The 21958-nt window shown below is 66.7% G+C and carries 17 protein-coding genes and 2 pseudogenes; 13 read left to right on the forward strand and 6 right to left on the reverse strand.

Translation table 11 applies throughout. The annotated features are described in order from the left end of the window. Positions 1–386, forward strand: a pseudogene (locus AB0C20_RS25580) (hypothetical protein); the annotation flags it as partial. Positions 387–706: 320 nt separating this feature from the next. Here the strand turns inward: AB0C20_RS25580 and AB0C20_RS25585 are convergent. Genes AB0C20_RS25585 through AB0C20_RS25595 form a run of 3 tightly spaced genes read right to left on the reverse strand, consistent with a single transcriptional unit; the run spans position 707 to position 7837 of the window. Next, positions 707–3328, reverse strand: coding sequence for an RNaseH domain-containing protein (locus AB0C20_RS25585; RefSeq protein ID WP_357568884.1), 2622 nt, complete (start codon positions 3326–3328; stop codon positions 707–709). Continuing rightward, complete coding sequence (locus AB0C20_RS25590; protein WP_357568885.1) at positions 3312–6647, reverse strand: hypothetical protein; 3336 nt, start codon at positions 6645–6647, stop codon at positions 3312–3314. Before AB0C20_RS25590 ends, AB0C20_RS25585 begins: the two co-directional genes overlap by 17 nt. Continuing rightward, positions 6644–7837: a hypothetical protein gene (locus AB0C20_RS25595; RefSeq protein WP_357568886.1), complete on the reverse strand. Its 1194-nt coding sequence runs from the start codon at positions 7835–7837 to the stop codon at positions 6644–6646. The genes AB0C20_RS25590 and AB0C20_RS25595 overlap by 4 nt, the downstream gene beginning before the upstream one ends. A 523-nt stretch (positions 7838–8360) precedes the next feature. Here AB0C20_RS25595 and AB0C20_RS25600 point away from each other — a divergent pair. Next, positions 8361–9446, forward strand: a complete 1086-nt coding sequence (locus AB0C20_RS25600; RefSeq protein ID WP_357568887.1) for an XRE family transcriptional regulator — start codon at positions 8361–8363, stop codon at positions 9444–9446. Positions 9447–10009: 563 nt separating this feature from the next. Here AB0C20_RS25600 and AB0C20_RS25605 read toward each other — a convergent pair. Beyond that, on the reverse strand, positions 10010–10786 hold the full coding sequence (locus tag AB0C20_RS25605; protein WP_357568888.1) for an HNH endonuclease signature motif containing protein: 777 nt from the start codon (positions 10784–10786) through the stop codon (positions 10010–10012). Positions 10787–10972: 186 nt separating this feature from the next. Here AB0C20_RS25605 and AB0C20_RS25610 point away from each other — a divergent pair, with 186 nt between their 5' ends. The 10 genes and pseudogenes from AB0C20_RS25610 to AB0C20_RS25655 all read left to right on the forward strand — a co-directional run bounded on the left by AB0C20_RS25610 (position 10973) and on the right by AB0C20_RS25655 (position 19498). Then, the gene (locus AB0C20_RS25610) at positions 10973–11095 is read left to right on the forward strand and encodes a hypothetical protein (protein WP_357568889.1); all 123 of its coding nucleotides are present in this window, start codon (positions 10973–10975) and stop codon (positions 11093–11095) included. Between the two features lie 614 nt (positions 11096–11709). Next, positions 11710–11904, forward strand: a complete 195-nt coding sequence (locus AB0C20_RS25615) for a hypothetical protein (protein WP_357568890.1) — start codon at positions 11710–11712, stop codon at positions 11902–11904. Positions 11905–12615: 711 nt separating this feature from the next. Further along, entirely contained in the window at positions 12616–14247 is a 1632-nt protein-coding gene (locus AB0C20_RS25620) for a hypothetical protein (protein ID WP_357568891.1), read from the forward strand. Positions 14248–14321: 74 nt separating this feature from the next. Then, positions 14322–14744: a hypothetical protein gene (locus tag AB0C20_RS25625; protein WP_357568892.1), complete on the forward strand. Its 423-nt coding sequence runs from the start codon at positions 14322–14324 to the stop codon at positions 14742–14744. Between the two features lie 8 nt (positions 14745–14752). After that, positions 14753–15091 carry a hypothetical protein gene (locus AB0C20_RS25630; protein WP_357568893.1) on the forward strand — a complete coding sequence of 113 codons (339 nt, stop codon included), beginning with the start codon at positions 14753–14755 and terminating at the stop codon, positions 15089–15091. Positions 15092–15654: 563 nt separating this feature from the next. Next, positions 15655–16107, forward strand: a pseudogene (locus tag AB0C20_RS25635) (transposase); the annotation flags it as partial. A 54-nt stretch (positions 16108–16161) separates the two neighbouring features. Then, positions 16162–17229, forward strand: coding sequence for an ABC transporter ATP-binding protein (locus AB0C20_RS25640; protein WP_357568900.1), 1068 nt, complete (start codon positions 16162–16164; stop codon positions 17227–17229). Beyond that, positions 17226–18080 carry a GNAT family N-acetyltransferase gene (locus AB0C20_RS25645; RefSeq protein ID WP_357568894.1) on the forward strand — a complete coding sequence of 285 codons (855 nt, stop codon included), beginning with the start codon at positions 17226–17228 and terminating at the stop codon, positions 18078–18080. The genes AB0C20_RS25640 and AB0C20_RS25645 overlap by 4 nt, the downstream gene beginning before the upstream one ends. 231 nt (positions 18081–18311) lie before the next feature. Beyond that, a complete protein-coding gene (locus AB0C20_RS25650) occupies positions 18312–18611 on the forward strand; it encodes a transposase (protein ID WP_357568895.1) in 300 nt (99 codons plus the stop codon). Next, entirely contained in the window at positions 18608–19498 is an 891-nt protein-coding gene (locus tag AB0C20_RS25655; RefSeq protein ID WP_357568896.1) for an IS3 family transposase, read from the forward strand. The genes AB0C20_RS25650 and AB0C20_RS25655 overlap by 4 nt, the downstream gene beginning before the upstream one ends. A 33-nt stretch (positions 19499–19531) precedes the next feature. On the opposite strand, the gene AB0C20_RS25660 is transcribed toward AB0C20_RS25655, so the two are convergent. Next, positions 19532–20977: an AAA domain-containing protein gene (locus tag AB0C20_RS25660; RefSeq protein ID WP_357568897.1), complete on the reverse strand. Its 1446-nt coding sequence runs from the start codon at positions 20975–20977 to the stop codon at positions 19532–19534. A 224-nt stretch (positions 20978–21201) separates the two neighbouring features. Between AB0C20_RS25660 and AB0C20_RS25665 the strand changes: the two genes are divergently transcribed. Next, a complete protein-coding gene (locus AB0C20_RS25665) occupies positions 21202–21588 on the forward strand; it encodes a hypothetical protein (RefSeq protein WP_357568898.1) in 387 nt (128 codons plus the stop codon). A 5-nt stretch (positions 21589–21593) separates the two neighbouring features. On the opposite strand, the gene AB0C20_RS25670 is transcribed toward AB0C20_RS25665, so the two are convergent. Beyond that, positions 21594–21722 carry a hypothetical protein gene (locus AB0C20_RS25670; protein WP_357568899.1) on the reverse strand — a complete coding sequence of 43 codons (129 nt, stop codon included), beginning with the start codon at positions 21720–21722 and terminating at the stop codon, positions 21594–21596. Positions 21723–21958 lie beyond the last annotated feature (236 nt).

The following is a 21958-nucleotide window of genomic DNA, read 5'->3' on the forward strand; positions in this document are numbered from 1 at the left end:
GTCCAACTCCCCGTGCCAACGATCGACATCAACGTCCGTCACAGGCAGACCAACGAACGCGAGCCGAACTCGATTCGCCTACTGCCGTTGCAGTATTAGGTGAGCGCCTGCCCTGGGTAGCCGTGCACGGCATCTCGACCCACTGGCTGCGCCACACCACCCTGACCTGGGTGGAACGGCACTTCGGCTACGGCATCGCCCGCGCCTACGCCGGACACACCGACAGCCCCGGATCCTCCACCACCACCTACATCAAGGCTGATCTGCACGACGTGGCCAACGCGCTGTCGGCCATGACCGGCCAGCCCCATCCACTGGCCCGGGTGGCAGATCACGCCGGCACGTGGTCGCAGGTAAACCACGTCGCATCGCCCACATCCGAGTAGGGGACAGTAGCCGCGTGCGGTGTCGGGGGAACCAGCTCCGAATGCACCGCACGCGGCTCGGCGCGTTGCCGAAGCCGCGACCCGGGCGGTGATCGGGCGTGGTGGCGCTCAGGAGCGGACCGGATAGAGGCCTGTTCGATGGCCGCCAGGACGCACAGCATGGAATTACCAACGTCCTGGCCTTCGAAGAAGCCGGTGGCGGTGAATGCCCGCACCTGCGAACGTGCCCCACGCTTCCTGCGAATAGAAACGAGGTACGCCGACAACAGCCGGTGGTAGCTGACCGGAGCCGGCGGACCACCGTCAGCGGGCGGTCCTCACTACAGGTATTCGGCTGCGAGCTTGCACAGGTGTATGGGCGCCGGGTGAAGCGTGGCCTGTTCGGTGTGCAGGTAGCTGCGTCGCAGCAGTTGGGTGAGGTCGGCGAACGCGTCCGGCGTATCGGCAGCTTGCAGGAAGGCGGGAAGGATCTCCAGCGGCGTTTCGTTGGATGCCCGGAAGCGGTGGTTGGCGAGTACGTCGGGGTCGATCTTGGTCGCGGTGAGGGGGGTCTGCATCTGTTCCGCGCGGGGATTGATCGAGTAGTAGACGTGGTCGTCGAAGGTGTAGAGGCCGTCACCGCGCGGGCTGTGCGTGTCGTAGTCGGGCGGAAATCCCAGGGCCACCTCCTGAGTTGTGCTCCGGTCTCGGACGCGGATGATTCTCAGGCCTGGGCATTGCTGGGGTGTGAGGAACGACGGGGGTTGCTGGTCGTCGTCGAAAGTGTGCCCCGGGAGCACGAGCCTGTTGACGGCTATATTCTTGTCCTGGATCCAGTTCCATCCCCACTTGCGGAATCCGTAGGCTTTGACGAAGACGGCGCGGTCATGCTCGTCGATGACGGAGGTTTCGTCGACACCGAGGACGTTGGAGAGGAACCGCGAGAGGATCGCCTGCTGGTTTTTGCCTGCCGGTATGCGTCCTTTCCCTGCGGCTAGGGCTTGGGGCAGGTCGCTGTAGGGCATGGGCGGTACGGGCGTGGCGCTGGTCGTGGCGAGGTGGGCGGCGGGCTCGCCTTCGGGGGGCATGCGTACGACGAGCGGCACGCACGCGCCGTCGAGGTGGTGCAGCCAAATCCCAACCAACTCCATACCGGCCAGCGCTTCGTCCAGTTGTGGGCGGCCGAGGCGGCCAAGTTGACGTAGGGCGTCGAGGACGCTGGCAGAGGCTCGGTGAATGGTGCCCTTGGTGAAGACCGTGCCAGGGTACGGGGTCGGGATCTTCTTCGGATTCGTCGGCGGGTTGGCCGGTGGCTTGAACCTGATGGCGGGTTTCATGCACTGTAACCGCCGTCCGCTTCGGGCGAACGCCTTCTTCAGAGAGGGCTTGGGGTCGATGGTGCGGGTGCGGGCGAAGTAATCGGGTCCGTGGAGTTCGAAGATCGCTGCGGCGCGCTGGCTCGCGGGGCCGATCTGGTTCTGCACGTGATTGGCGTGGCTGCCCCGGAGGGTGGCAACGGACCGGTCCTTGTCGGGGCGTTCAATGCCGGCCCCCAAGGCGCCGACCTCGCGGAGGTGGACGGCGAGGTTGAGGTCTCCGGTGAAGTGGATGGTGGCGGGGTCGGTCGGGTCTGGGCGGGGTTCGAGCCCGTGGTGCAGTTGCAGGGCGGCGAGTATGGCTTGGCGGGTGTCGTCGGACTGCGTCCACAGCTCCAGGGCGTAGGTTTCGGCGATGTCGTGGGTCGGCGTGATGTGCCGGGCCGGTCGCGTTCCGACGCGTCGGGCTTCGGGCAATGGCTGGATCCCCAGCGGTTCAAGGATATTCGCGAGCTGTTCGCGGACGTGCATGTGATCGGCGGGAACGAAGCCGGTCTTGGCTCCGTGTCGCAGCGATCGAGCCTTGCGCTTGCCGTTCTCGTCAGGCTTGAACTGTTCCAGAACGTCGAAGTCTTCGGCGTCGCTCTTGGTGCCTTCGGAGTAGAGAATGTAGGCGCGGATCCTGCCTTCCTCATGGGCGGCCCGGGGGTCAGCGAACACCTTTTCCGGCGCGGGAAAAGTCAGATGGGTAAGACGTCCCAACGTGCCGGCCAGTCCGGGGGTCCACTGCCAGGTCTTCTGACCTCCCTTGACGTACCGGTGCTGCGCCTTGGCGGCCAGCAGTGTATGCGCCCCGCGTTCGTCGAGGAATCCGTCAGGGGCGTGCAACAGGATGGTGGCGCCGGCGGGACCGTCGCCGCGTTGGGGGATATAGGCCACGGGCTGCAAGGGAAAGCGGCTGCTGGTCAGATCCGCGTGGATGCTGGGCAGCCCTCGGTGGGGAATCGTCTCGACGTGAAATTCAATCTTGGCTGTGGTCAGGCCACCGCCGGTCTGGGGAACCTCGGAGAAGGGCAGCAGCACGAGGCTGCGGTGGTTGTTCGGACTGGGCGGGCCGAGCAGCGACTCGCGTGGCTTGCCGATCAGGTGGAGCCCGTGCTCGCGTACGTACTGTGCTAGGAGGGTGGGGAGCAGGTCATACATGCACTCCGACGGGGCTGCCGTTCCGTTGGGACGTTCGGCGTGGTCGAGGGCGTTGATTGGAGTTTCGTTGAACCGTAGGTCGTCCGGATCGAAGGCGTCCCACCAGTCGGTGGTGCTGTCGGGGGCGACGGCGGTGCTGGCCCAGGCGCCGACGGCGACGGTGAGGATGGCGGGGTCGACGTCGGCGAATGCCACGATGAAGCGGTCGCTGGCGAGGTTCCAGTTGACGTGGATGACGGCGGGGTCGATGCCGAGGAGAAGGTCGACGAGGCTGCGGGTGGGCAGCGAGAAACCGGGCTTGATCTCCGGCCTGGCGTGGTACTCCCGGGTTAGCAGGTCCAGCCATGGTTTCGGGAAGCCGGCGATCTTGCAGTGGACGTCCCAGCGGGCGTCGGGGGCGAGCGTGAATGCGGTGAGCTGCATCCGGTCACTGATCTTGGCCACGTGGGTGCTTCCTTCGGGATCCGAGTGGCTGGTTGGTCTGTACGAGGTGGCACATCAGTTCCCACACGGCCACGTTGACGGCGTGTTGCCGGTGTTCCTCGGCGTCGGCGGCGGCCTTCGGTGGGCTCAGGAGGCCAGTCAGGAACGCGTCGGTGGCTACGACGAGGCTGGTGCGTTTGGTGTCGGGTGCGTCGTCGTCGGTCGACAGCCGTTCGGCGAACGCGGCGTCGCACAACCAGGCGGTGGTGCGTTGGTTGCCGCGGATGGTGCGTCCGATTGTCTGGCTCATGGGGACGAGGTTGTTGGCCACGAACGCCGGCCGGTAGTCCTCGTCAAGGGTCCGGAAGACCACCGGGTGGCCGATGAGGTCGTACCACAGGTCACGTGCGGCGTAGCGCATCTGCCGGACGTAGGCGCCGACGTCGCCGGGCAGGGCCTCGAAGGGGTGCTGTAGGTGCCGCATCGCCATCTGGTTGACCAGGGACAGCGGGAACCCGAGGTCGAATGGCGGCGGGTGGGACCGCGTGAGGTAGATGACGGCCCCGAGGGCGGCGGTGTCGTTGGCGTTGAGGATGTTGTAGCCGCGTTGGATGGACATCTCGGCGGCGACGAGGATGTCGTCGTCGCTGTGTCCGAAACGGGCGATCAGCCGACGTTGGATGCCGCCGTCCTGAGGGCCGCCGGCATCGGGAACCACGTACCGCGCGGACAGGGCGCTCTTGTGGTTGATGTGCTCGGCGACCAGCCGCGCGTCGCGGCCTGAGAGGGTGACCAGCAGAACCTGCCGCCGGTCGTCGGGCAGAGCGGCCCGGAGGTCGTCGATGCGGCTGCGGTGGCGGCCGGGGGTGACGTCGCACAGATAGGAGACCATCTGACGCAGCGCGTCCGCCCTGGCCGGCCCGGCGCGGCCGGATACGAAGATCGGGTCGTTAGCTGGGGTCCGACCGGGCTTGACCAGCATGGTCGAGGTCCGCAGTGCCTTCCGGTCGCGTTCCTGCTGGCGGAGTACGAGGCTAGGGGTCTGCGGGATGTGGTAGAAGGACGATCCGGGGATCCAGCTCGTGGCTGAAGTGATGATCACATGCGGTCCGGCGACGCCCTCGCATTCCAGCAGGTCATGGGCGTGGTGCAGCAGCCATCGACCGACGCCGTGGACCCAAACGATCTGCAGCGAGGCGCCGCCGCTACGGCTTGCCGCCCACCTCAGCGCGAGCAGGTTGCCGATCGGGGCTTCGGGTACCAGCGGCCGGTAGTCGCGCGGGGGCTGGGCGAGCATGAACATCTCGTCGTCGGGCAGGCGCAGCGGCTCGCGGACCGACGGGTAGAGCCCGACCATGCGGAAGAAGGTCGTGGTGATGCGGCCGGACCAGATCGCTGCCTCGATGATCAGGTGCAGCAGGTCGCGGTCGAGGTCGATGCGCTGTCGGCTGGTGTGCTGGGGCGACAGGCTCGCGTTGATCCAGGAATCGATCGTTTCCCGGACGAGGTCATCGTCGCGGGGCAGTCTGGTCATATGGTCGATGGCCGCTTCGAGTTCGTGGCCATGGCGGACCAGCGGCTGTTCGGCAAGTGCCTGCAGTTGCTGTTCGTAGAAGGCTTCGGCCGCGTCCTCAGCCGCCTTGTCGCCGTCGGTGTGCGGTGCCAACCCGTATAGCGTGCGGGCCACCTGGCGGAACAGCGCGTGGGCGGTGAACGTCGTGTCGCCCAACAGCGTCCTCAGGGCCTGGCCGGATTCGGCCAGCGCGAGTTGGTTGAGGCTGAACACGGCCTGTTGGTGGATGAGCAGCAGCCGGTGCCACTCCTGGACTCCGCGGTGGACCACCGCCGCCATCTCGCCGTTGGCTAGCCCCTGGTTGGTGCAGTCCACCATCCGGTGGGTCCAGCCGCTGTCGCTGGAGACCAGTTGTTCGGTCTGGACGAACTTCTGGTCGAAGACCTGCTGGACCGCGTCCGCCTCGTCGATGATCATGAGGTCGATGTGGTGCTGGACCGCTTCGAGCCACCGCATGGACTCCGATGCGGGCTCCGCCCGGCTGGCCACGAGGCACTGCGGGGTGGTCACCCACACCTGGGCCGCGGTGATCTCGCGAAGGGCTTTCTGCGCCGGGCACACTGTCAACAGGGGGCAGTCGTGGATGCGGGTCTGTTTGGTGTCGACGGTTCGTAGCCGGCTCCGGCAGGGAAACTCCTCGGGGCGCAGGGGGGTCCAGGTGGCCTGGTTGGTCACCCGCAGCGGTTCTAGCAGGCACGAGGCGTTGGCGTACTCGGCCGCCGGGTCCGGGCGGTATTGGCCGGAGGGGAACAGCTCGGCGGCCTGGTCGATATGCGTCGTCCAGTATCGGCCGATGTGCTCTGACCTCGCGCTGCGGCCGATGAGGGGGACCGCGTCGATGCCGAGGTTTCGTAGGGCGGAGACTTTCTGGTAGACGTCGCCGACCGAGCCGACCACCAAGCAGACCCGGTCGCCGTGTTCGCGGACCCGATTGATGGTCAGGAGGTCGGCAAGGGTCGTCTTGCCGGAGTTCATCAGTCCGACCCAGTGCTCCAGGCCGTTGATGGTGAACTGCGAGGGCTGGTCTACCAACCGGCCGGAGGCTGCGTCGACGACGCTGGGTCGCATCTCGGCGACCCACTTGGTGTAGTGCCCCTGGCGCAGATCCGGCCGCTCGCGCAGTTGCTCGTCTACGGCATGGGCGGTCGTGACGATGTCCTTGTCGACATCGACCGTCCACGGTTGGCGGCTTCGGCCGGCGACAGTGGGCAGCGCCACCAGCGGAGGCGCCGACGGCAGGTGGTCGGGAAACTGCACGATCTCCCGGTGGTCGCCCACCTTGAAGACGTACCGGCCGCCCGCCCGTGCTGGCGGGTGCTGGCCGCGTACCGGGCTGTAGGCCAGTGCGTCGGCCATCGCCGCAGCGTAGAACCGGTCGCGCTCCGCGACCACCGATGTAGCCTTCGGCTCGAAGACCGTCCGGTCATTGACGCGCCGATTGGGGTCGTCAACGCGCTCGAACGCGCGGATGGCCGCCGGTAGAGCGACGTACTTGTTGAGGGTGCTGCGCCAGTAGGCGCGACGGGCGGTGTCACGCATGCGGTGGCGCACCCGCCGGACGGTCGCTACGAGGTCGTGTGCCACCGCGACGTAGCCCGACAGGATGGCCGGCATTGCGCCGATCGGTTCCCCCGGGAAATGAGCTGCCATGAAGGCCAGGCCGAGTTCCGCCTGGCAGAACTCCGCACTGGTCAGGGCGTTCTTGGGAAAATCTGCTGCCTCCAGCCGAGCCTGGAGTTCCTCGCACCAACTGCTGGTGTCCCTCATGCGGCCAACTCCTTGACGCGGACCTTCACCAACTCGATCAGGGCGTCCTCGCTGATGACGGTGACGCCGGCGCTTCTAGGCCGGCCATCCAGCTCGCTCTTCAGCTCCTTGAGGTACTGGCCCTGGTCGGCCCGATGTTTGGGTACGGCCAGGAACCGCTTGTCGCAAGGGAATCCCGCGGGCCATTCGAATCGCCGACCGAGTAGCCGCGCGCTGAGTTGGTCTTTCGCGTCGACCGCCCAGACCTCGCAGACGCTGACCTCGCCGCGACCGTCACGGCGCAGGAACTCGATGAGGATGTCGACCATGTCCAACCGGGGGTAGGCCACGACCTCAAGGCGCCCCTCGAGGGTGGGATCCTTGCTGAGCGCGTCCATGATCCGAACCTCGACCAGGCCAGGGTCGTGGATGAACCGCCGCGTCGCCCGGTGATGTTCGTAGAACCGGCGGCTGGTCTTGACCGACTTGGGCTCCGGAATGCCGCCGGTGCAGCCCGGCGTGCCGCAGGGCTCGCCGTCGAGCACCGGGTTGCCGCATCCCGGGCAGGTCAGATACCTGTAGGTCCCGCTCGCGGGTGTAGTGGTGTAGGCATGCTCGATCAGGCGGCGGACGTAGGTCTGTCCGCTGTTGTCGGCCTCCGGCAGTTGCTGCTCCAGACGTAGCAGGTCGGTGTCGCTGAGCACCGGACGGTCGATCAGTAACCGGCGCAGCGCCGCGTAGACAGCCTCGACCTGCTGGTCGTCGGTCCCGCCGTTGGCCGCCGCGGCAGCCCTGATCGCCTTGAAGACCTGGTTTTCCACCCATTCGGCCTCGACGTCGGTGCTCGAGGCGAGGCGGGCTGCCTGCTCCGCGAACATCGAGAGCTCGTCGCCAACCAGGAGTTCGTGCTGCAGGTCGCTGTCCGACAGCGCCAGGTCCACATCCCAGGTGATCAATGGACGCGTGCACCACGTCATGAGCTCCAGGTCGCTCGCCGGTCCCTCAACGCCCTGGCCGAGGCACCGCCACCACACGCGGCTGAAGCCTACGCGCCACGACGCCGGCAGCAGCCCCGCATCGGCTGCCCCCGATCGTGGGTGATTGCGCCACCGGACCATCTGCGCCAAGCCGCCGCAGAGCATGGTGACGGTGAGGTAGTCGTCCGCCAGCGTGGGCGACGAGGATCTGGCCTTGGACGCTTCAGCGGTCATGTCAATGAGGTTCATCCGAATCCTGCTATCGGGCCGAGGTAGGGAAGCAGGGCAGAGCGGCAGCCGTCCTCCACGGACTTCTGGATTTTCGCCCTCAGATGAGGGACAGTATCGTGAAGAGCTGACGACCACAACGAGGCCACATGGAGAGTTTCGACTGTCGCGACCAGGCGGCACCCGTAGGCAGTGGGACCCCTACGCCGAGAGTCGCAGACCCGCAGCGAGGCTCGACCGGCGCTGACACCGCCGCCGTCCGGCCTGCCGGCAGCTGGCACCTGCGGGCCGACGGGGCGAACCAGGGCCGACCCGAATCGTTCCCACTGCGCGAGGGGTTATCGGCGGCACCGTGCGTTCAGGCGGTCGCGGCAGGGTATGAACCGACACGGCCGGGCAACAGCCTCGGGCGGATGGCCAACGCACCGGTACCGTTGAAGGGGGTGCGCTGCTGTGGCAGCAACCTGGGACGCCGGTGTCGCCGCCAGCCGAACGACGTCACACGGGGTAACTGATCAACAATGAGCCGATGCTGACACCTTCCCGTCTGAAGCTCGCCCGTAACCGACGGGGCTTGACGCGTGAGCAGCTGTCCAAGCTAGCTGGCATCACGACCCGGAGCCTGCTCGCCTACGAGAACGGAACGCAGCGCCCGTCCCCCGACAACCTCGACCGCCTGGCCGGCGCACTCGACATGCCGACCGCCTTCCTGCGGGGCGGCGATGTTGACGAGATTCCAGTCGAAGTGATCAGCTTCCGCGCACTCAGCAAGATCACTGCTGGGAAGCGGGACATGGCCCGCAGCGCCGGCCGCATCGCCGTCATGCTCGCCCGATGGATCGACCAGCGGCGGGCGCTGCCAACGCCGGACGTCCCCAACCTGGTCGGTGCCGACCCCGAGAAGGCTGCGGAGGCCCTCCGCAACCAGTGGGAACTGCCCGCAGGTGGCATCGACAACATGATCAACGTGCTGGAAGCCCATGGGGTGTGCGTTTTTTGCGTTGCCATGGACTGCCGCGAAGTCGATGCCTACTCCTTCGTCTGGAACGCGACCCCCTTCGTGTTCCTGAACACCACCAAGACCGCGGAGCGCACGCGCTTCGACGCCGCCCATGAACTAGGGCACCTCGTGCTCCACGCCGGTGCCGCCCGACCCGCTCGCGGCCCCCAAGCCGAACGTGAAGCCGACCGCTTTGCCGGATCCCTCCTCATGCCACGCGCCAGCATCCTGGCCTCCGGGCTACGAAACGCCAGCGCTGAGCACATCATCGCCGCCCGCAGCCAATGGCAGGTCTCGGCCATGGCGCTGGCCTACCGGCTTCACGAACTGTCGCTGCTCACCGACTGGGGATACCGCGCCGTCTGCGTCGACCTCGCCCGCCTCGGCTACCGCAGCGGCGAGCCTCGGGGTATCGCACCTGAACACTCCCAACTCATCGCCGACGCACTGCAAGCGGCACAACCAGGCCCGTCGCTCGTCGCCCATGCCGCCGACGACCTGCACCTCACAGTCGCGGAACTTGAGACATACATTCGTGGACTCATCCCTGCCGGCGGTGCCGTCATGCACCGGCGGACACCACCCAGACGACCGACGCTGACCCTGCTGCCTTGAGACTCGGGAAATCGGGCGTTCTTCCGCACTGAAGGCTCGGTGACGCAAGTGGGGCGGCGGCCCGACGGCACGGCGGGCTCCAATTGGGTGCCCAGATACGGCAAACTGCGAAAGGTTCACCAGAGCATCGATCGGCACCGAAAGATCTGGGATGTTACTGGTCCAGGCCACGGCGATCATCAATTGGCCCCCGGTAGGATGGCGGGAGCCTCAACGTAATCGGTGTGGCGGCCGTCTGTGGCTGACTATCAGTAGCCGGGCCAGTTCAGCCTATGCCGGAGTGCAGGGAACGAGCTAACCGGAGGCACCCCGGTTCAAACGGCGATCCCTCCCTTACGTAATTTGACATCCAGGAGTCTCGGCGCCGCGCCCATGGATTCTCGTGATCGTGGCGGATCCTCAAAGCGTGCGCCAAGATCGTGAGAATCCGTCATCGGTTCTCTCCACGGTTCGAGACTGTCTCACCTCAGCCCGTTCCAGCGAAGCCCCTGATCTGGGTCGACTCCGACGCCTACGAACCTCGCATACGACCGAACCGAAGAGGTCGTCAGTTTCGCGCCTGCTCAGTACGCCCGCCGCGATGAACGATCAATGGCGGTCAGCGCGCCGATCACGGTCAGACCGTCGATGACGATTCCGTCAACGAGGTTGTCCACGATCATCGGCGGCAACGGAGCCGTCGTCTGGTCATAGATCGGTCCTGGAAGGTGCCCGTGTTGACGCAGGCCCGGGTCGTGGTCCTCCCCGAGTCCCGCATGACAGGTGCCGCACAGAGTCAATAGGTTGTGCTCCACAGTGGGGCCGGCCTTGCGTGCCGGAACCACGTGGTGGACATCCAGTTCTAGGTCAACGTGGTTGGCGGGGCTGCGACCGCACACGGCGCACCGACGGCCGTCACGGCGCAGGACATTGCCCCGCTGTCTGCGAGTCGGCGCTCTCCTGCCGACGAGATCGTGGCCCGGGTCGAACGTGGGGACGAACGATGCCACGTCGCGTACGCACTCGATCGGCCGAAGCAGCGAGGGCAAGAACTCGCGTATCAGGGCCTCGGCGATCGCTGTCGCAACGAAACCCCCACGGGTCAGGACCGCAGCGAGTCCCCGCGGATCATCGACAATCACCTTCGGCCGGTGCCCGAACCGGACGAGCAGGCTGTCGAAAGCGCCACGGTCCACTGCATCAGCCACTCGGATCTCCCAGCGGCAGTCACGGGCGGAGAAGCTGGTGAATCGGGAGTAGACCGCGATGTTCAGCAGGTCCGATCGTAGTTTCCTGACCGCCACCACGTAGAAGCGGTCGTCCAAGAGTGCGACCGGCACGGTTGCTGAGGCAAGGGACATGAAGCCATGCTGGCAGAGTCCTGTGACAGTATCCGTCGCCGCGCGCGTACACGGCTAACACAAGGGAACGCGGGAGCCTGTTGCGGCCCGAAGGCGCCGACGGGAACCCAGGCCAAGCCACCGCCGCCCCAGCCGGCCGTCAGCTCGTGGCCGGCCTGCGCAGGGGTCGTCGCATATGGCGTCGCCATGACTGTCTACCGCAGCTCCGACACCGCGGCGGTCGGGCGACTCATCCGGATCCAGACCCTCGCCGTGGCGGTGCGAGCGCAGATCCGCGCGTTGCAGGAGCACCGCGTTGCATCGCGCTGATCGGCATTGGATGCTCTGGCGCTGCGCGCGGTTGTGGTGAATTTCAGAGATCGACGAAGGCGGTGAACCTCGTCCGCTAACTACCGAAGGACGCGAGCGGTACGGGTTGCCGTCAACGCCGGCCGACTGAAACTCACCAGGACCCAAGCAGTGGGCTCCAGCTTGATGCCTGCACGGTCATTTCAGTCAGTCGATAAATGTGCACCCGTAATGGAGCGCAAATGATACGTACAAGAGTTCGAATCCCCCTCGGGCGCATCATTACCACATATTGATCATGAGCCGCGCAGGTTGACCTGCGCGGATCTTTCTGTGGTTGGTGTGCAATGCTCCTGGTCGCAGAGGCGATGGTGATCTTCCTTTTGTGCAGGAGTGCGACCAGGTCATGTGGAGTCTGGATCCCGCTGGGGAGGCGGGGATGGTCGGCGAGTCTTGCGATGATGTGGTCTTCCCTGAGGTAGAGGATCTTGCGCCGGCGGTTGGTGGGCTGTTGGGTGCTGGTGTGGCCGTGGCGGCATCGGTACCCGGGGCGTTGGTTGATCCAGTGGGATTCCAATCTTCGGGCGCATGGTCCGCAGCACAGTAGGCCGGTTAGCCGACGACGCGCCCGCCTGGTGGACCAGATCGATGCGCATCTGACAAAGGCCATCGAGTTGGGCTTCCTACGCCGGACAAAGGACAAGGAGCCCAGCTTCGAGGTCCGCCGCATCGTCAAGGCGTTCGTTGACGCCCAGTGGCTCGCGGACTTCGACGCCCGGCTCTCCGAGTACGCCGCCGAACTTTCCCCAGACGCGGAAGGCGCCGCATGACAGCCCCGCCGCGTCACTCTTCGCGGAGCCCACGCCCGGAAGTTACCACCGGATAGGACGCGGGGGCAGGGCGCCCAGCGCCTCGGCGGCCCGTCGAGCGGTGTCGACGTCCGAGGGTCGCGTCTGGTGTCGCTCGCGCTCCGCCCACGATGCGCCGGCCACCCGGCTGCCCACCTGGGTGGAGGCGTACTTGTCGCCGGCTGCCGGTCGGCCGAGAAAGGACTACACAGACAGAAAGTTCCGCTTCGCGGTCGACTGACCCTTCGGACGTGTTTACCGTGAAAGAACGATCGTGGATGCAATGGTGTCAATACGGGGAGCACTTCACATGTCATCTCGTCGGAAGCGACCAGCGATGCCCTGTGCCGTTTGTTGGTGGCGCTGGACTCTGCGCTGACGCGGGCCTGCGCCCGAGCGTTCAGTTAATCCTTCGCTCGGCGCCGATCGGCTCGATACTCTCGCGTTTCAGTTTCCTGGCCGACCGGTCGAGCGACGGTCAGTCGCTGAATAAGCCTGGATCCGGCACGGCGGGTTGTCCTTGAATCATCAGGGGTGCTGGTCGGTCAATACCGGCTCGCATTAATCGTTGGATCACCCTGACTGGTGTCAGTAATTGGAGTCTCTCTGTTGAGACGTGCAGGGATCGAACCCGCGTATGAGTCGCCATCTGCTGGCTGGACGAGTCGGGGTGGCTGTCGTGGAAAGGAAGTCATGAGCGACGATTCTGCCGAACGGCCCACCGTTTCTGGCATGTCGCGGCGCAGCGTTCTCCTCGGCGTCCCATCCACAGTGGCACTTGCCGCTGCCGGCTCGGCTGCGGCCCACGCGATGGATGGGATCCGCCTGGGTGGCTACGAACTGCGCATCACCACTCTTGAGGTCGTACCGCCTGCTGCACTCGCGTCGGAGGCCCGGATCGCCGCGGGGCTGGACGCGCCGCAGTTTCGCGGAGATCGCGATCCAGCACTCCGCCCCGGCGAGAACCCAGGTCAGCCGATCTTCGTCGACACCGCCTTGAACCGGCGCGTGCTGATCGATCCAGCTCGTCCAGCCGAGCCCAGGTTACTGCCGGACTGGATCCCGGTGCCGTCCGATCAGGAGTGGGACTTGGCGGTGCGGGTCGTCCGCACCAGGTATCCGGAGGTCTCCGCCGATGATCTCCGGCGCCCCATGCCCCCGTTCGTGGTTCGTCGGGGCGCCGACGGCCGTGACCGGCGTCTGATCTGTGTCGCTGTCCGGGAACCGTCCGGCGACTCCCTCTACCGGACCCACCTCGTCGACCTGCTGACCTCGACGGTCCTGCTTCCTGCCGAGGGCGAGGCGGTGGTGCCCAGCCACGACAGTTGCGGCATCCCGGACCAGGAGGGCTGCCGCAAGGTACTGCCCGAGTTCGACGCCTGGGCCTTCGAGGTGCGCCGTGACGGCAACCTGATCTGGCGGTTCGACGTGCTGCGTGCTCGGGCGGGAAGTGGGCTCAACAGGTCCGGGGTGGAGGTTCGCCGGGTGGAGTACCGGGGCGCTCCCGTCCTGTCCCGAGGACACGTCCCTATCCTCAACGTGGAGTACGAGCCGAACGATCGTGGTTGTGGTCCGAGCTACCGTGACTGGTTCGGCGACGAGGCGTGTTTCCGTGCCACTGGCGTCGACTTCGTCGGCGGGTTACGACTCTGCGAACAGCCTCCGGTCACCATCGTCGACGTGCACTCCCCGGATGCGGACCTCGGCGACTTTCGAGGGCTGGCGGTCCACGCCACCTCCGACGAGATCGTCTTCACGTCCGAGACCAAGGCGGCCTGGTACCGCTACGTGAGCCAATGGAGATTCAGTGACGGTGGCGCGATTCGGCCCCGGATCGCATTCGGCGCCACGGACAATCCGTGTACCTGCCTCGCGCACACCCATCATGCCTACTGGCGTTTCGACTTCTCGTGGCCGGGAGCCAGCATCAGGGCCGTCGAGGAGAACGCGCTGGGTCGTCGTCGCCGGCCCCTGCTTCGGGAGAGCCGACTCGGCCCTCGTGGCGACGGCTACGAGGTACGCCTGAGCGGGGTCGGTGACGGCTGGTGGCGGCTGAGAGCAGGGCCGGACGACGGCACCGCCAGCGACTACGCCCGGGCGGACGGCTGGATCCTGCGATCCGATCCGGCGGAGATCGACGACCTGCGTGGTTTCTCCGCCGATCCGGACCTGACCGCCGCGGACCTCGACCGCTTCGTCACCGGCCAACGAGTCCGGAACGAACCGACGACGCTGTGGTACAGCGCGCACCACGGGCATGCCTGCGGGTGTTCCTCGACCGGGGAGTTCCTGGGGCCGGACCTGCTCCCGGACCTCACGGGGTGACCCACGCGGCGGTGGACCCGACCATCCGGAAGAAGCCGACGACCGTCGGTTCGTCCTTGACAAGGAGATGAGCAATGAGAACCAGATCCCGTGTGTTGGCAACTGCCGCCACAGTCACCGCTGTTGCCGTCGTAGGCATGAGCGGCCCTGCCCAGGCGGTCTACATCGACTGGGACATCTACAAGAACTACGCTTCGCTGGGCACCTACACCTGCGGCTCCAATCCGAAGGCATCGGTCCCGCTTCGCTACGGCGGCACCGGTGCCGGTGGATTCGGGCTCTACCACATCGAGGAGGGGCACGGCGACTTCACGTCCACGGATTCCGCCAACGTAGCCCAGACTCTCGCCTATGGTCAGATCACGCATCAGACGAATCAGCAGACCTACCGCCACAATATGGGTGGCCAGGGAACCTGGCGGGTCGTCGTCAGCACCAGGTGCGACTCGCCGCAGGACCAGTCCATCAACGGGGTCATCACCGCCTTCCGGGAGTAGTGCTCGACGTGTCACGCGAGGACTTCGAAGAAGCTGTCCTCGATGGGGTGCGGCTCCGTCTCGACGAAGCGCCGTTCATCGTCCGCGAGGTCACGGTGACCGACACGACGCTGGCCCGGGACGGAGATGCCACCGATCTGGTGGTACTCCTGGCCATCCGGTCCGACACCGGGGTCGATCAGTTCGGCTGGCGGAGCCGGATCTGGCCGGGCAATGGTCTGCCGGCCGAGGCTGCGAGCCAGAATCTGGTCTCATCCCTCGTCGAACGGGTCGAGGCGGGCAAGGCGGTCCTCGACGGTCCGGAACGTGACGGAGTCCGGTGGCTCGGCACGATGCTCGACGGCTAAGGCAGTTCGGCCGGTCTCCGGGGTTCCGAGTGGAACCCCGGAGACCGCGCGAAGGCCAACCGCGCCTGGCTGCGCGCCCGGGGCATCAAAGCCACCATCCCGATCAAGGCCGACCAGGCCCGCGACCGCGCCGCTCGAGCTCACGCGGCAGCCGTCCACCGGCCTTCGACACCCGGAGATCTACAAGCAGCGCCACGCCGTGGAGTGCGGTATCAGGCCAGGTCCAGTGGTCGGCGGCGTGCGGTCACGCAGCTTGGGGCTGGTCCAGCCCAGGGTTTGCTTGAGCATGCGGAAGGGGTGCTCGATGTTGAAGCGGCGTAGGAACGCCCGCCAGGGCAGGTAGACCTCGGCGTCGCCGGCGGTTGCCTGCGACCACCAGAGCCAGAGTCGGGTTCGCGGTGGCGCCGCTGGGCAGTCGGTCGACGATCAGCAGAACTACGGTGCCTTCGATGATCGGCAGCGGGCCGTGCTGGGCGGTCCAGGCGGTGCGGTGGGTCAACCTGGGGTGCAGCCGGTGCCGGGGCTGGATGCCGTCTTCGCCATCGTGACCATGCCGCCGCCTTGACTTCCCGCCGTGGCAGACCGTGTACGCGCACTTCACCCGACTGAACAACCGGGGCGTGACCGAGCGGATCATGACCGAACTACGTGAACAGATCCGGGTGGCGCACGGCCGTGACCCGGAGCCGACGGCGGGGATCATCGATTCGCAGAGCGTGAAGGGCGCCGACACTGTGCCCCGCGAGTCACGCGGCTACGACGCCGGTAAGAAGGTCAACGGCCGGAAGCGGTTCATCGTCACCGACACTCTCGGCCTGCTGGTCACCGTCTGGGTCCTGGCCGCGTCGTGGCAGGACCGCGACGGCGCCAAAGGAGCCCTGCTCGCCACCTACGCGGCGACCCCGATCCGGCAGGACTATCTCCTGGAACAGCTGCTGCACGCCCCGGTCGCCAAGGAGGTCCGCGGCTACGGGTTGACCGGACCGTTCGGCAGGTGGCACCGCGAATACGGCGAGCAGTACATCGCCCGGGAATGCCGGGTGCAAAATCGTAACGTCCGATGGGCAGCCGTGGCCGGCATAACCAGCGCCGCACTGCTCGGCGCGGCATACCTGCTGGCTGGTCAGGGCGCGGTGCCGGCCTCCTCCGCGGGCGAGCTGTTCCTGGTGCTGGTTGCTCTTGCCACGCTCGCCGGCGCAGTCGGTGACCTGCTGGTCGCGGGCATCGAACTGGGCGAGCACTCGGTCTACCTCAGCGACTACATCCGCCTGATCGACGACGCGGCCGCGGCACCTCGGGTCATCGGCCCCGGCGCGTCCCATGACGTCGGTGTGGCTGACGCCCCACCCACGGTCGAGCTCCGTGGTGTCTCCTACACCTACCCGACCGGTACGGAGGGCATTCGCGGCCTCGACCTGACCATCGGCTCGGGCGAGGTCGTGGCGGTTATGGGGCGTAACGGCGCCGGCAAGTCCACCCTGATAGCCCTGCTGCTCGGGCTGCTCACCCCCGATCGAGGCACGGTCTCCTACGACGGGATCGAGCTGCGGGAGCTGGGCGAGGACCGAGTGCGGCGCATGACCGGCGCCTTGTTTCAGGAGTACGGACGCTACGAGTTCACCGTGGCAGACGTCGTGGCACTCGGCCGGGTTGAGCAACCGCCCGACCCGGTCCGGATACGCGCCGCCCTCGACGACGCGGGCCTCGGCGGGCTCGTCCGGTCCCTGCCCGACGGCACCGGCACCCTGCTCGGCCAGCAGTTCGCCGGCGGGCGCGATCTGTCCGTCGGCCAGTGGCAGCGGCTGGCACTGGCCCGCATGCTCTACCGCGACGCCCCGCTCTGGGTGCTTGACGAGCCAACCGCCGCCCTCGACAGCCTCGGCGAGGTGCGATTCCTGCGGCGGCTCCGCGACGTCCGCCGCAAGCGCACCGTCCTGGTCGTCACCCATCGCCTGACCACGGCGGCCGTCGCCGATCGCATCCTGGTCATGCGTGACGGACGCCTCGTCGAATCCGGCACGCACGACGAACTGTTGGCCGCAGGTGGCGAGTACGCCGGTTACCAGCACGACCTCGACCAGGTCGTGGCCGTGCCAGATCGACACCACACCAGCTTCACGATGGGGGACCCCAAATGACCGCATTCAGACTGCGTCCTTACCGGCACGGCGACGAATCGGCGTTGCTCGCCCTGGTACGAGCGGATCCGCTGCCCGGTCATCCGCCGGCGCAGGCCGCCATGCTGGCACTTGCGCTGGCTGGCGACTCACCCGACGACGCCGAACGTTGGGCAGAGTTGAACCGTCCAGCCGTGACGGTGCTGACCGACACCGACGACCGGGTCGCGGGCGTGGTGTCGTATGCGTTGCGCAAGTCCGATCGCAGCGGCAACGTCCTGTGGCTGCACGCCCGCGAGGAGCCCGCGCCCGTGGCAGCCCTGCTGGAACATGCCCTGGGCGAACTGTCGCAGAAGGCGAGGAGGTTCGAGGCGTTCACCCTCACGACGCCTCTCAACCACGGCTTCGACGGCATACTCGAACGCAGCCGCCCGACTACGCACGCGGCGCTGCTCGATGCCGGGTTCGAAGCCACCTACATGGGCCGCTACTTCCACCGCCCGCTGGTCGATCTTCCGGTACCCGTGGGGCCGCTCGCGGAGGTCGGACCCTCGGCGGAGCCGCCGGGCCGGCAGCTACGGGTACACCGGGACGGCAAGGAAGTCGCGCGGGCGGTGGTGTGCGAGCCCGTCGGTGAGACCGTGGAGATCTACTGGCTCAGCGTCGAACCGGCATACCGCGGCCAGGGCATTGGCCGCCAGTTGTGGTACCAGGCCATGGCCGAGGCTGCGCGGACCGGCGCCAAAGAGGCGGTGCTGATCGTGGACGACGATGAACCCGGCGGCGAGCGCGACCGTACCGCTGCCGTCACGCTGTACGACAGTGTCGGCTGGAAGGAACTGGATCGGGTCCACACCTACCGGCGCGACTGAGGACACGGGGTGGATCACATCAAGTAGACCCAGTCCTCAATCACTGGCGCATCACTCCACGTCACCGCCGGATCAGCTCGACCAGTTCCGCCCGTCCCTCGGCTGCCTGTTCGGGCAACAGCAACAGGGTGCAGCCGCCTTCGAACCGGGCGTCGATGTGTTCCCAGGCCTGGACGGAGGCGTGCCCCTCCCCTCGTAGCGTGGAGGCCAGAGCTTGAGGGATAGAGGTTCATGGCTGAGACGAGACGCCAGTTCGATCCGGAGTTCCGGGCGGGCGCGGTGCGCATCGTGCGTGAGACGGGTAAGTCGATCGCTCAGGTCGCCCGCGACCTGGGGGTCAATAGCGCGACCCTGGCTAACTGGGTGAAGAGGGACCGCGAGACTCGCGGTGAGGCTGCTGCTGGGCAGTTGGCCGAGGACGAGCGGGCGGAGCTGGCACGGTTGCGGCGGGAGAACGCGGAGCTGGCGATGGAGCGTGATGTCCTCAAGCGATCTGTGGTCCTGTGGGTCAAGGAAGCGACGGGCCGGTGAGCGTGGCCGCCTTCATCGCTTCCCAGAGGACCGAGCATTCCGTGCCGCACGCGGTGGCCTGCCGGGCGTTGGGGGTGTCCGAGTCGTGGTTCTACAAGTGGCGTGATCGGCCGCCAACGCGCCGTGATGACCGGCGTGTCCGGCTGGCGGCCGCGGTCCAGAGGATGTTCGGCGACTCGGGCGGCACTTACGGCAGTCCGCGCATCGGCATCGAGCTGCGCGAGCAGGGCTGGCAGGTCTCCGACAACACGATCGCGCAGCTCATGGCCGAGCTGGGCTTGGCCGCCCGGGTCAAGCGCCGCCGGCGGGGCCTGACCCGCCAGGGTAAGCGTCCGGCCGCACCGGACCTGGTCAAGCGGGTGTTCACCGCGCCGGCGCCGGATGTCGCCTGGTGCGGCGACATGACCGAGATCCGCACCGACGAGGGCAAGCTCTACCTGGCCACCGTCATCGACCTGTACTCGCGTCGGATCCTCGGCTACGCGATGGGTGCCCACCACGACGCCGGGCTGGTCGTCGCCGCGCTGAACATGGCCGCCGTCACCCGCGGCGGCAGCGTCGAAGGGGTGATCTTCCACAGCGACAGGGGCAGGGAGTACACCTCGGCCGACTTCGCCCGGACCTGCGCCCGGTGGAAGGTACGCCAGTCGATGGGCCGGGTCGGGTCGTGCTTCGACAACGCCGTCGCCGAGGCCACCTTCTCCACCATCAAGGTCGAGTACGTCCACCGCCGTCACTTCCGCACCCGCACCGAAGCCCGGATCAAGATCGCCACCTGGATCACCGACTTCTACAACCGGCGCCGCCGGCACTCCGTCTGCGACTGGCGCTCACCCATCGACTACGAACGATCAGAGACCCGCGCCCTGGAGGACCAGGCCGCATAACGGAGCCCTCCACGATTCCAGGGGATTGACAGGTCAAGTTACTGCGGACCACCCTCTCAGCTCATGTCTTTCGCTGCGAAGCACCTCCACCAGCTTGGACAACGTCTCGTTGTCCGTGCCCGCCGTCAGGTCCGACAGCGCGTCTAGACCCGAGCCGACTTCGATTGCAGCGTTCCTACCATCGGTCATCAACACGCACAGGTCACGCAACGACGCCGGTACCTTCGCGCGAAGCTCACACAGCGCCTGATCCTTTTGGCTGGTAACGAGCACCCGCTGACCGCGAGCCAGCAGTGCCGACACCAGGTTGGCGATCGTGTGCGTCTTGCCGGTCCCGGGAGGCCCTTGGACTACGACACCCGTCTCCGAGCGAAGCAGCTCGATGACGTGCATCTGCTCATCGTTGGTGGGCAACGGAAACAGCGGGTCGCTGCCGAGGACGTCGCCGCTGGCAGCGCCCTGATGCTTGAGCCACTGGTTGCGATGCTCGGGCTCGGTGTCCACCACCAGTTGAGCAAGCGCGACGGGCACTTGCGTGTCAGGTTGGCGCAGCGCCTGACCAATGTGCTGGTAGGCCTCGGTCAGCAGTACCCGACTGCGCCGACGTACCACCAGCGCCGGCGAGAGACTAACCGTCGGTGCGCGCGGCAGCTCGTCTTCCATCACGATCGGTGGGGCTTCGGTCTGCACGTCGGTGTCGAGACATTCCTCCAGCAGCTCCACGATCGGGCGCAGCAGCTCCAGCCATGGCCGGTTGCCGTCGACGATCGCCTGACGGTGAGGTCTTCCACGCTCGCTGCGGAACAACTCCTGGTCGCCGAGAAGTTCCCGGTCCTCGGTCCGGCGGCGTCCAGTCCCCATCGACACCGATACCTCAGCCGTGGCTCGATCCAGCCGCGCCACGACACCTTCGGTCGCAAGGTGGCGACGAAAACGCGTGCCGTCCGGGGCCGTCCACCGGAGCAGGCCGATCCCGAGAATGAGCTCGTACTCGTCGTTCTGCTGCTCCAACAGCTTGGCAGCGCGCTCAAGTTGCTCGTATAGCCGCCGGACCGCATGTACGCGCTGTGTCTCGTCTGACCAGGCCTGCCACTGTTCGGACCAGGCGTCGAAGGCACGCACAATCCGACCGGGCGGCCCTGCGCGACCGTCCTCGTCCTGAGGCGGGGCGCTCAACAGGCGCGGCGCGGGACCACCTGCTTTACGCATGGACTTCATGTCAAGCCACTCGTGCAGCAACTCCGGTGGCGCCGGCTCCGCTGGCGCCCGGGCCGGGCGTAAACGAATGATCACATCGTCGGCGGGGCTGGCTACCCAATGGACACCCTGCGGCAGGGCATCGAGCCAGACAAGGCGATCTGGTAGGTCGAGATCCTCCAGGATGTCGCAAACCGGATCCCGTTCGACTGCGGCTGTCACATCCGCGAGAAAATCAATCAGCTTCGTAGTCTTCCCGATCGCATCCTGACTGAGAGTCACGCTCGCATGCACCCCCTGTTAGTTGACAGGCAACGTCACAGACTGCGCTGCCTACAACCAAGATCACAAGGGTGATGCCGTGGCGCGGCATGAGTGAACGGTCCGAGCAGGGGCGCGGCCCAAAATCGGGCACCCGTCGCCACCTCACCTCTGCAGTGTTCGCGGGCGGTGCCGCGATAGTCTGCAACGGATGAAGCCGTCGGCTCGAAGGTGAGGCTTGCCCGATGGGCACCAGCTACGAACCGATGAGTCTGGCCAGGTTGGCCACCCATCTGGCATCCGCGGACACCGACCAGACTCGCTGGAAACTCGTATGGGAGTTTCTGGAGGAGTACCGCTGGGAACCCGCCGAAACCAGGACCGACCTGTTAAGGGATGAGCCCGGGCTAATCGGAGACCCGCGGTGGGACGCGCTGCTTGCCGCGCTCGCGGAGCACCTGCTGGCTCAGGCGGATCTTGCCCCGCCCGCATGGGTCGACGCACGTGTTCTGCGCCGGGCATGGTTCCCGGCCGAACTGGCCATCCACCGGGCCGACGCCCTGGCATGGGCCCCGGCTGCATTCCGGAAGCACGGCGTGTACCTGTCCGTTCACGACCTGGCCGCGGCGTGAGCGGATCAGACGGCGTCCTCATGGGGCGCGCGGAACTCGAACGCGCTTTCGCTCACCTGGGCGACCGGCTGGTCCGCCGCGGAGTCGTCGCTGACATCTTCATTGTGGGTGGTGCCGCGATGGCGCTCGCCCACGACGCGAAACGGGTGACCAGGGACGTCGACGCAATGTATATTGAATCGTATTAAGGGGTGCACTCGCCTCGTGGCATGAACGCACGGGTGTCATCCCGCACGGAGTCGTCCTCGATGAGGTGCGTGCAGTGGCCGACGAACCGGGCCTACCGCCGTGGTGGTTCAACGAGCAGGCCAGCGTTATGTCTCCGGCAAGGACGACCCGGGCAAGCGGCGAGTCTTCGACCACCCTGGCC

Origin of the sequence: Micromonospora sp. NPDC048843, from assembly GCF_040649965.1 — a bacterium.
Lineage (GTDB): Bacteria > Actinomycetota > Actinomycetes > Mycobacteriales > Micromonosporaceae > Micromonospora > Micromonospora hortensis.

Coding starts and splice junctions, on each gene's coding strand:
- AB0C20_RS25590 (WP_357568885.1), bottom strand. CDS start 6,647: ATGAGGGACACCAGCAGTTGGTGCGAGGAACTCCAGGCTCGGCTGGAG.
- AB0C20_RS25595 (WP_357568886.1), bottom strand. CDS start 7,837: ATGACCGCTGAAGCGTCCAAGGCCAGATCCTCGTCGCCCACGCTGGCG.
- AB0C20_RS25600 (WP_357568887.1), top strand. CDS start 8,361: ATGCTGACACCTTCCCGTCTGAAGCTCGCCCGTAACCGACGGGGCTTG.
- AB0C20_RS25605 (WP_357568888.1), bottom strand. CDS start 10,786: ATGTCCCTTGCCTCAGCAACCGTGCCGGTCGCACTCTTGGACGACCGC.
- AB0C20_RS25610 (WP_357568889.1), top strand. CDS start 10,973: ATGACTGTCTACCGCAGCTCCGACACCGCGGCGGTCGGGCGACTCATC.
- AB0C20_RS25620 (WP_357568891.1), top strand. CDS start 12,616: ATGAGCGACGATTCTGCCGAACGGCCCACCGTTTCTGGCATGTCGCGG.
- AB0C20_RS25625 (WP_357568892.1), top strand. CDS start 14,322: ATGAGAACCAGATCCCGTGTGTTGGCAACTGCCGCCACAGTCACCGCT.
- AB0C20_RS25645 (WP_357568894.1), top strand. CDS start 17,226: ATGACCGCATTCAGACTGCGTCCTTACCGGCACGGCGACGAATCGGCG.
- AB0C20_RS25650 (WP_357568895.1), top strand. CDS start 18,312: ATGGCTGAGACGAGACGCCAGTTCGATCCGGAGTTCCGGGCGGGCGCG.
- AB0C20_RS25665 (WP_357568898.1), top strand. CDS start 21,202: ATGGGCACCAGCTACGAACCGATGAGTCTGGCCAGGTTGGCCACCCAT.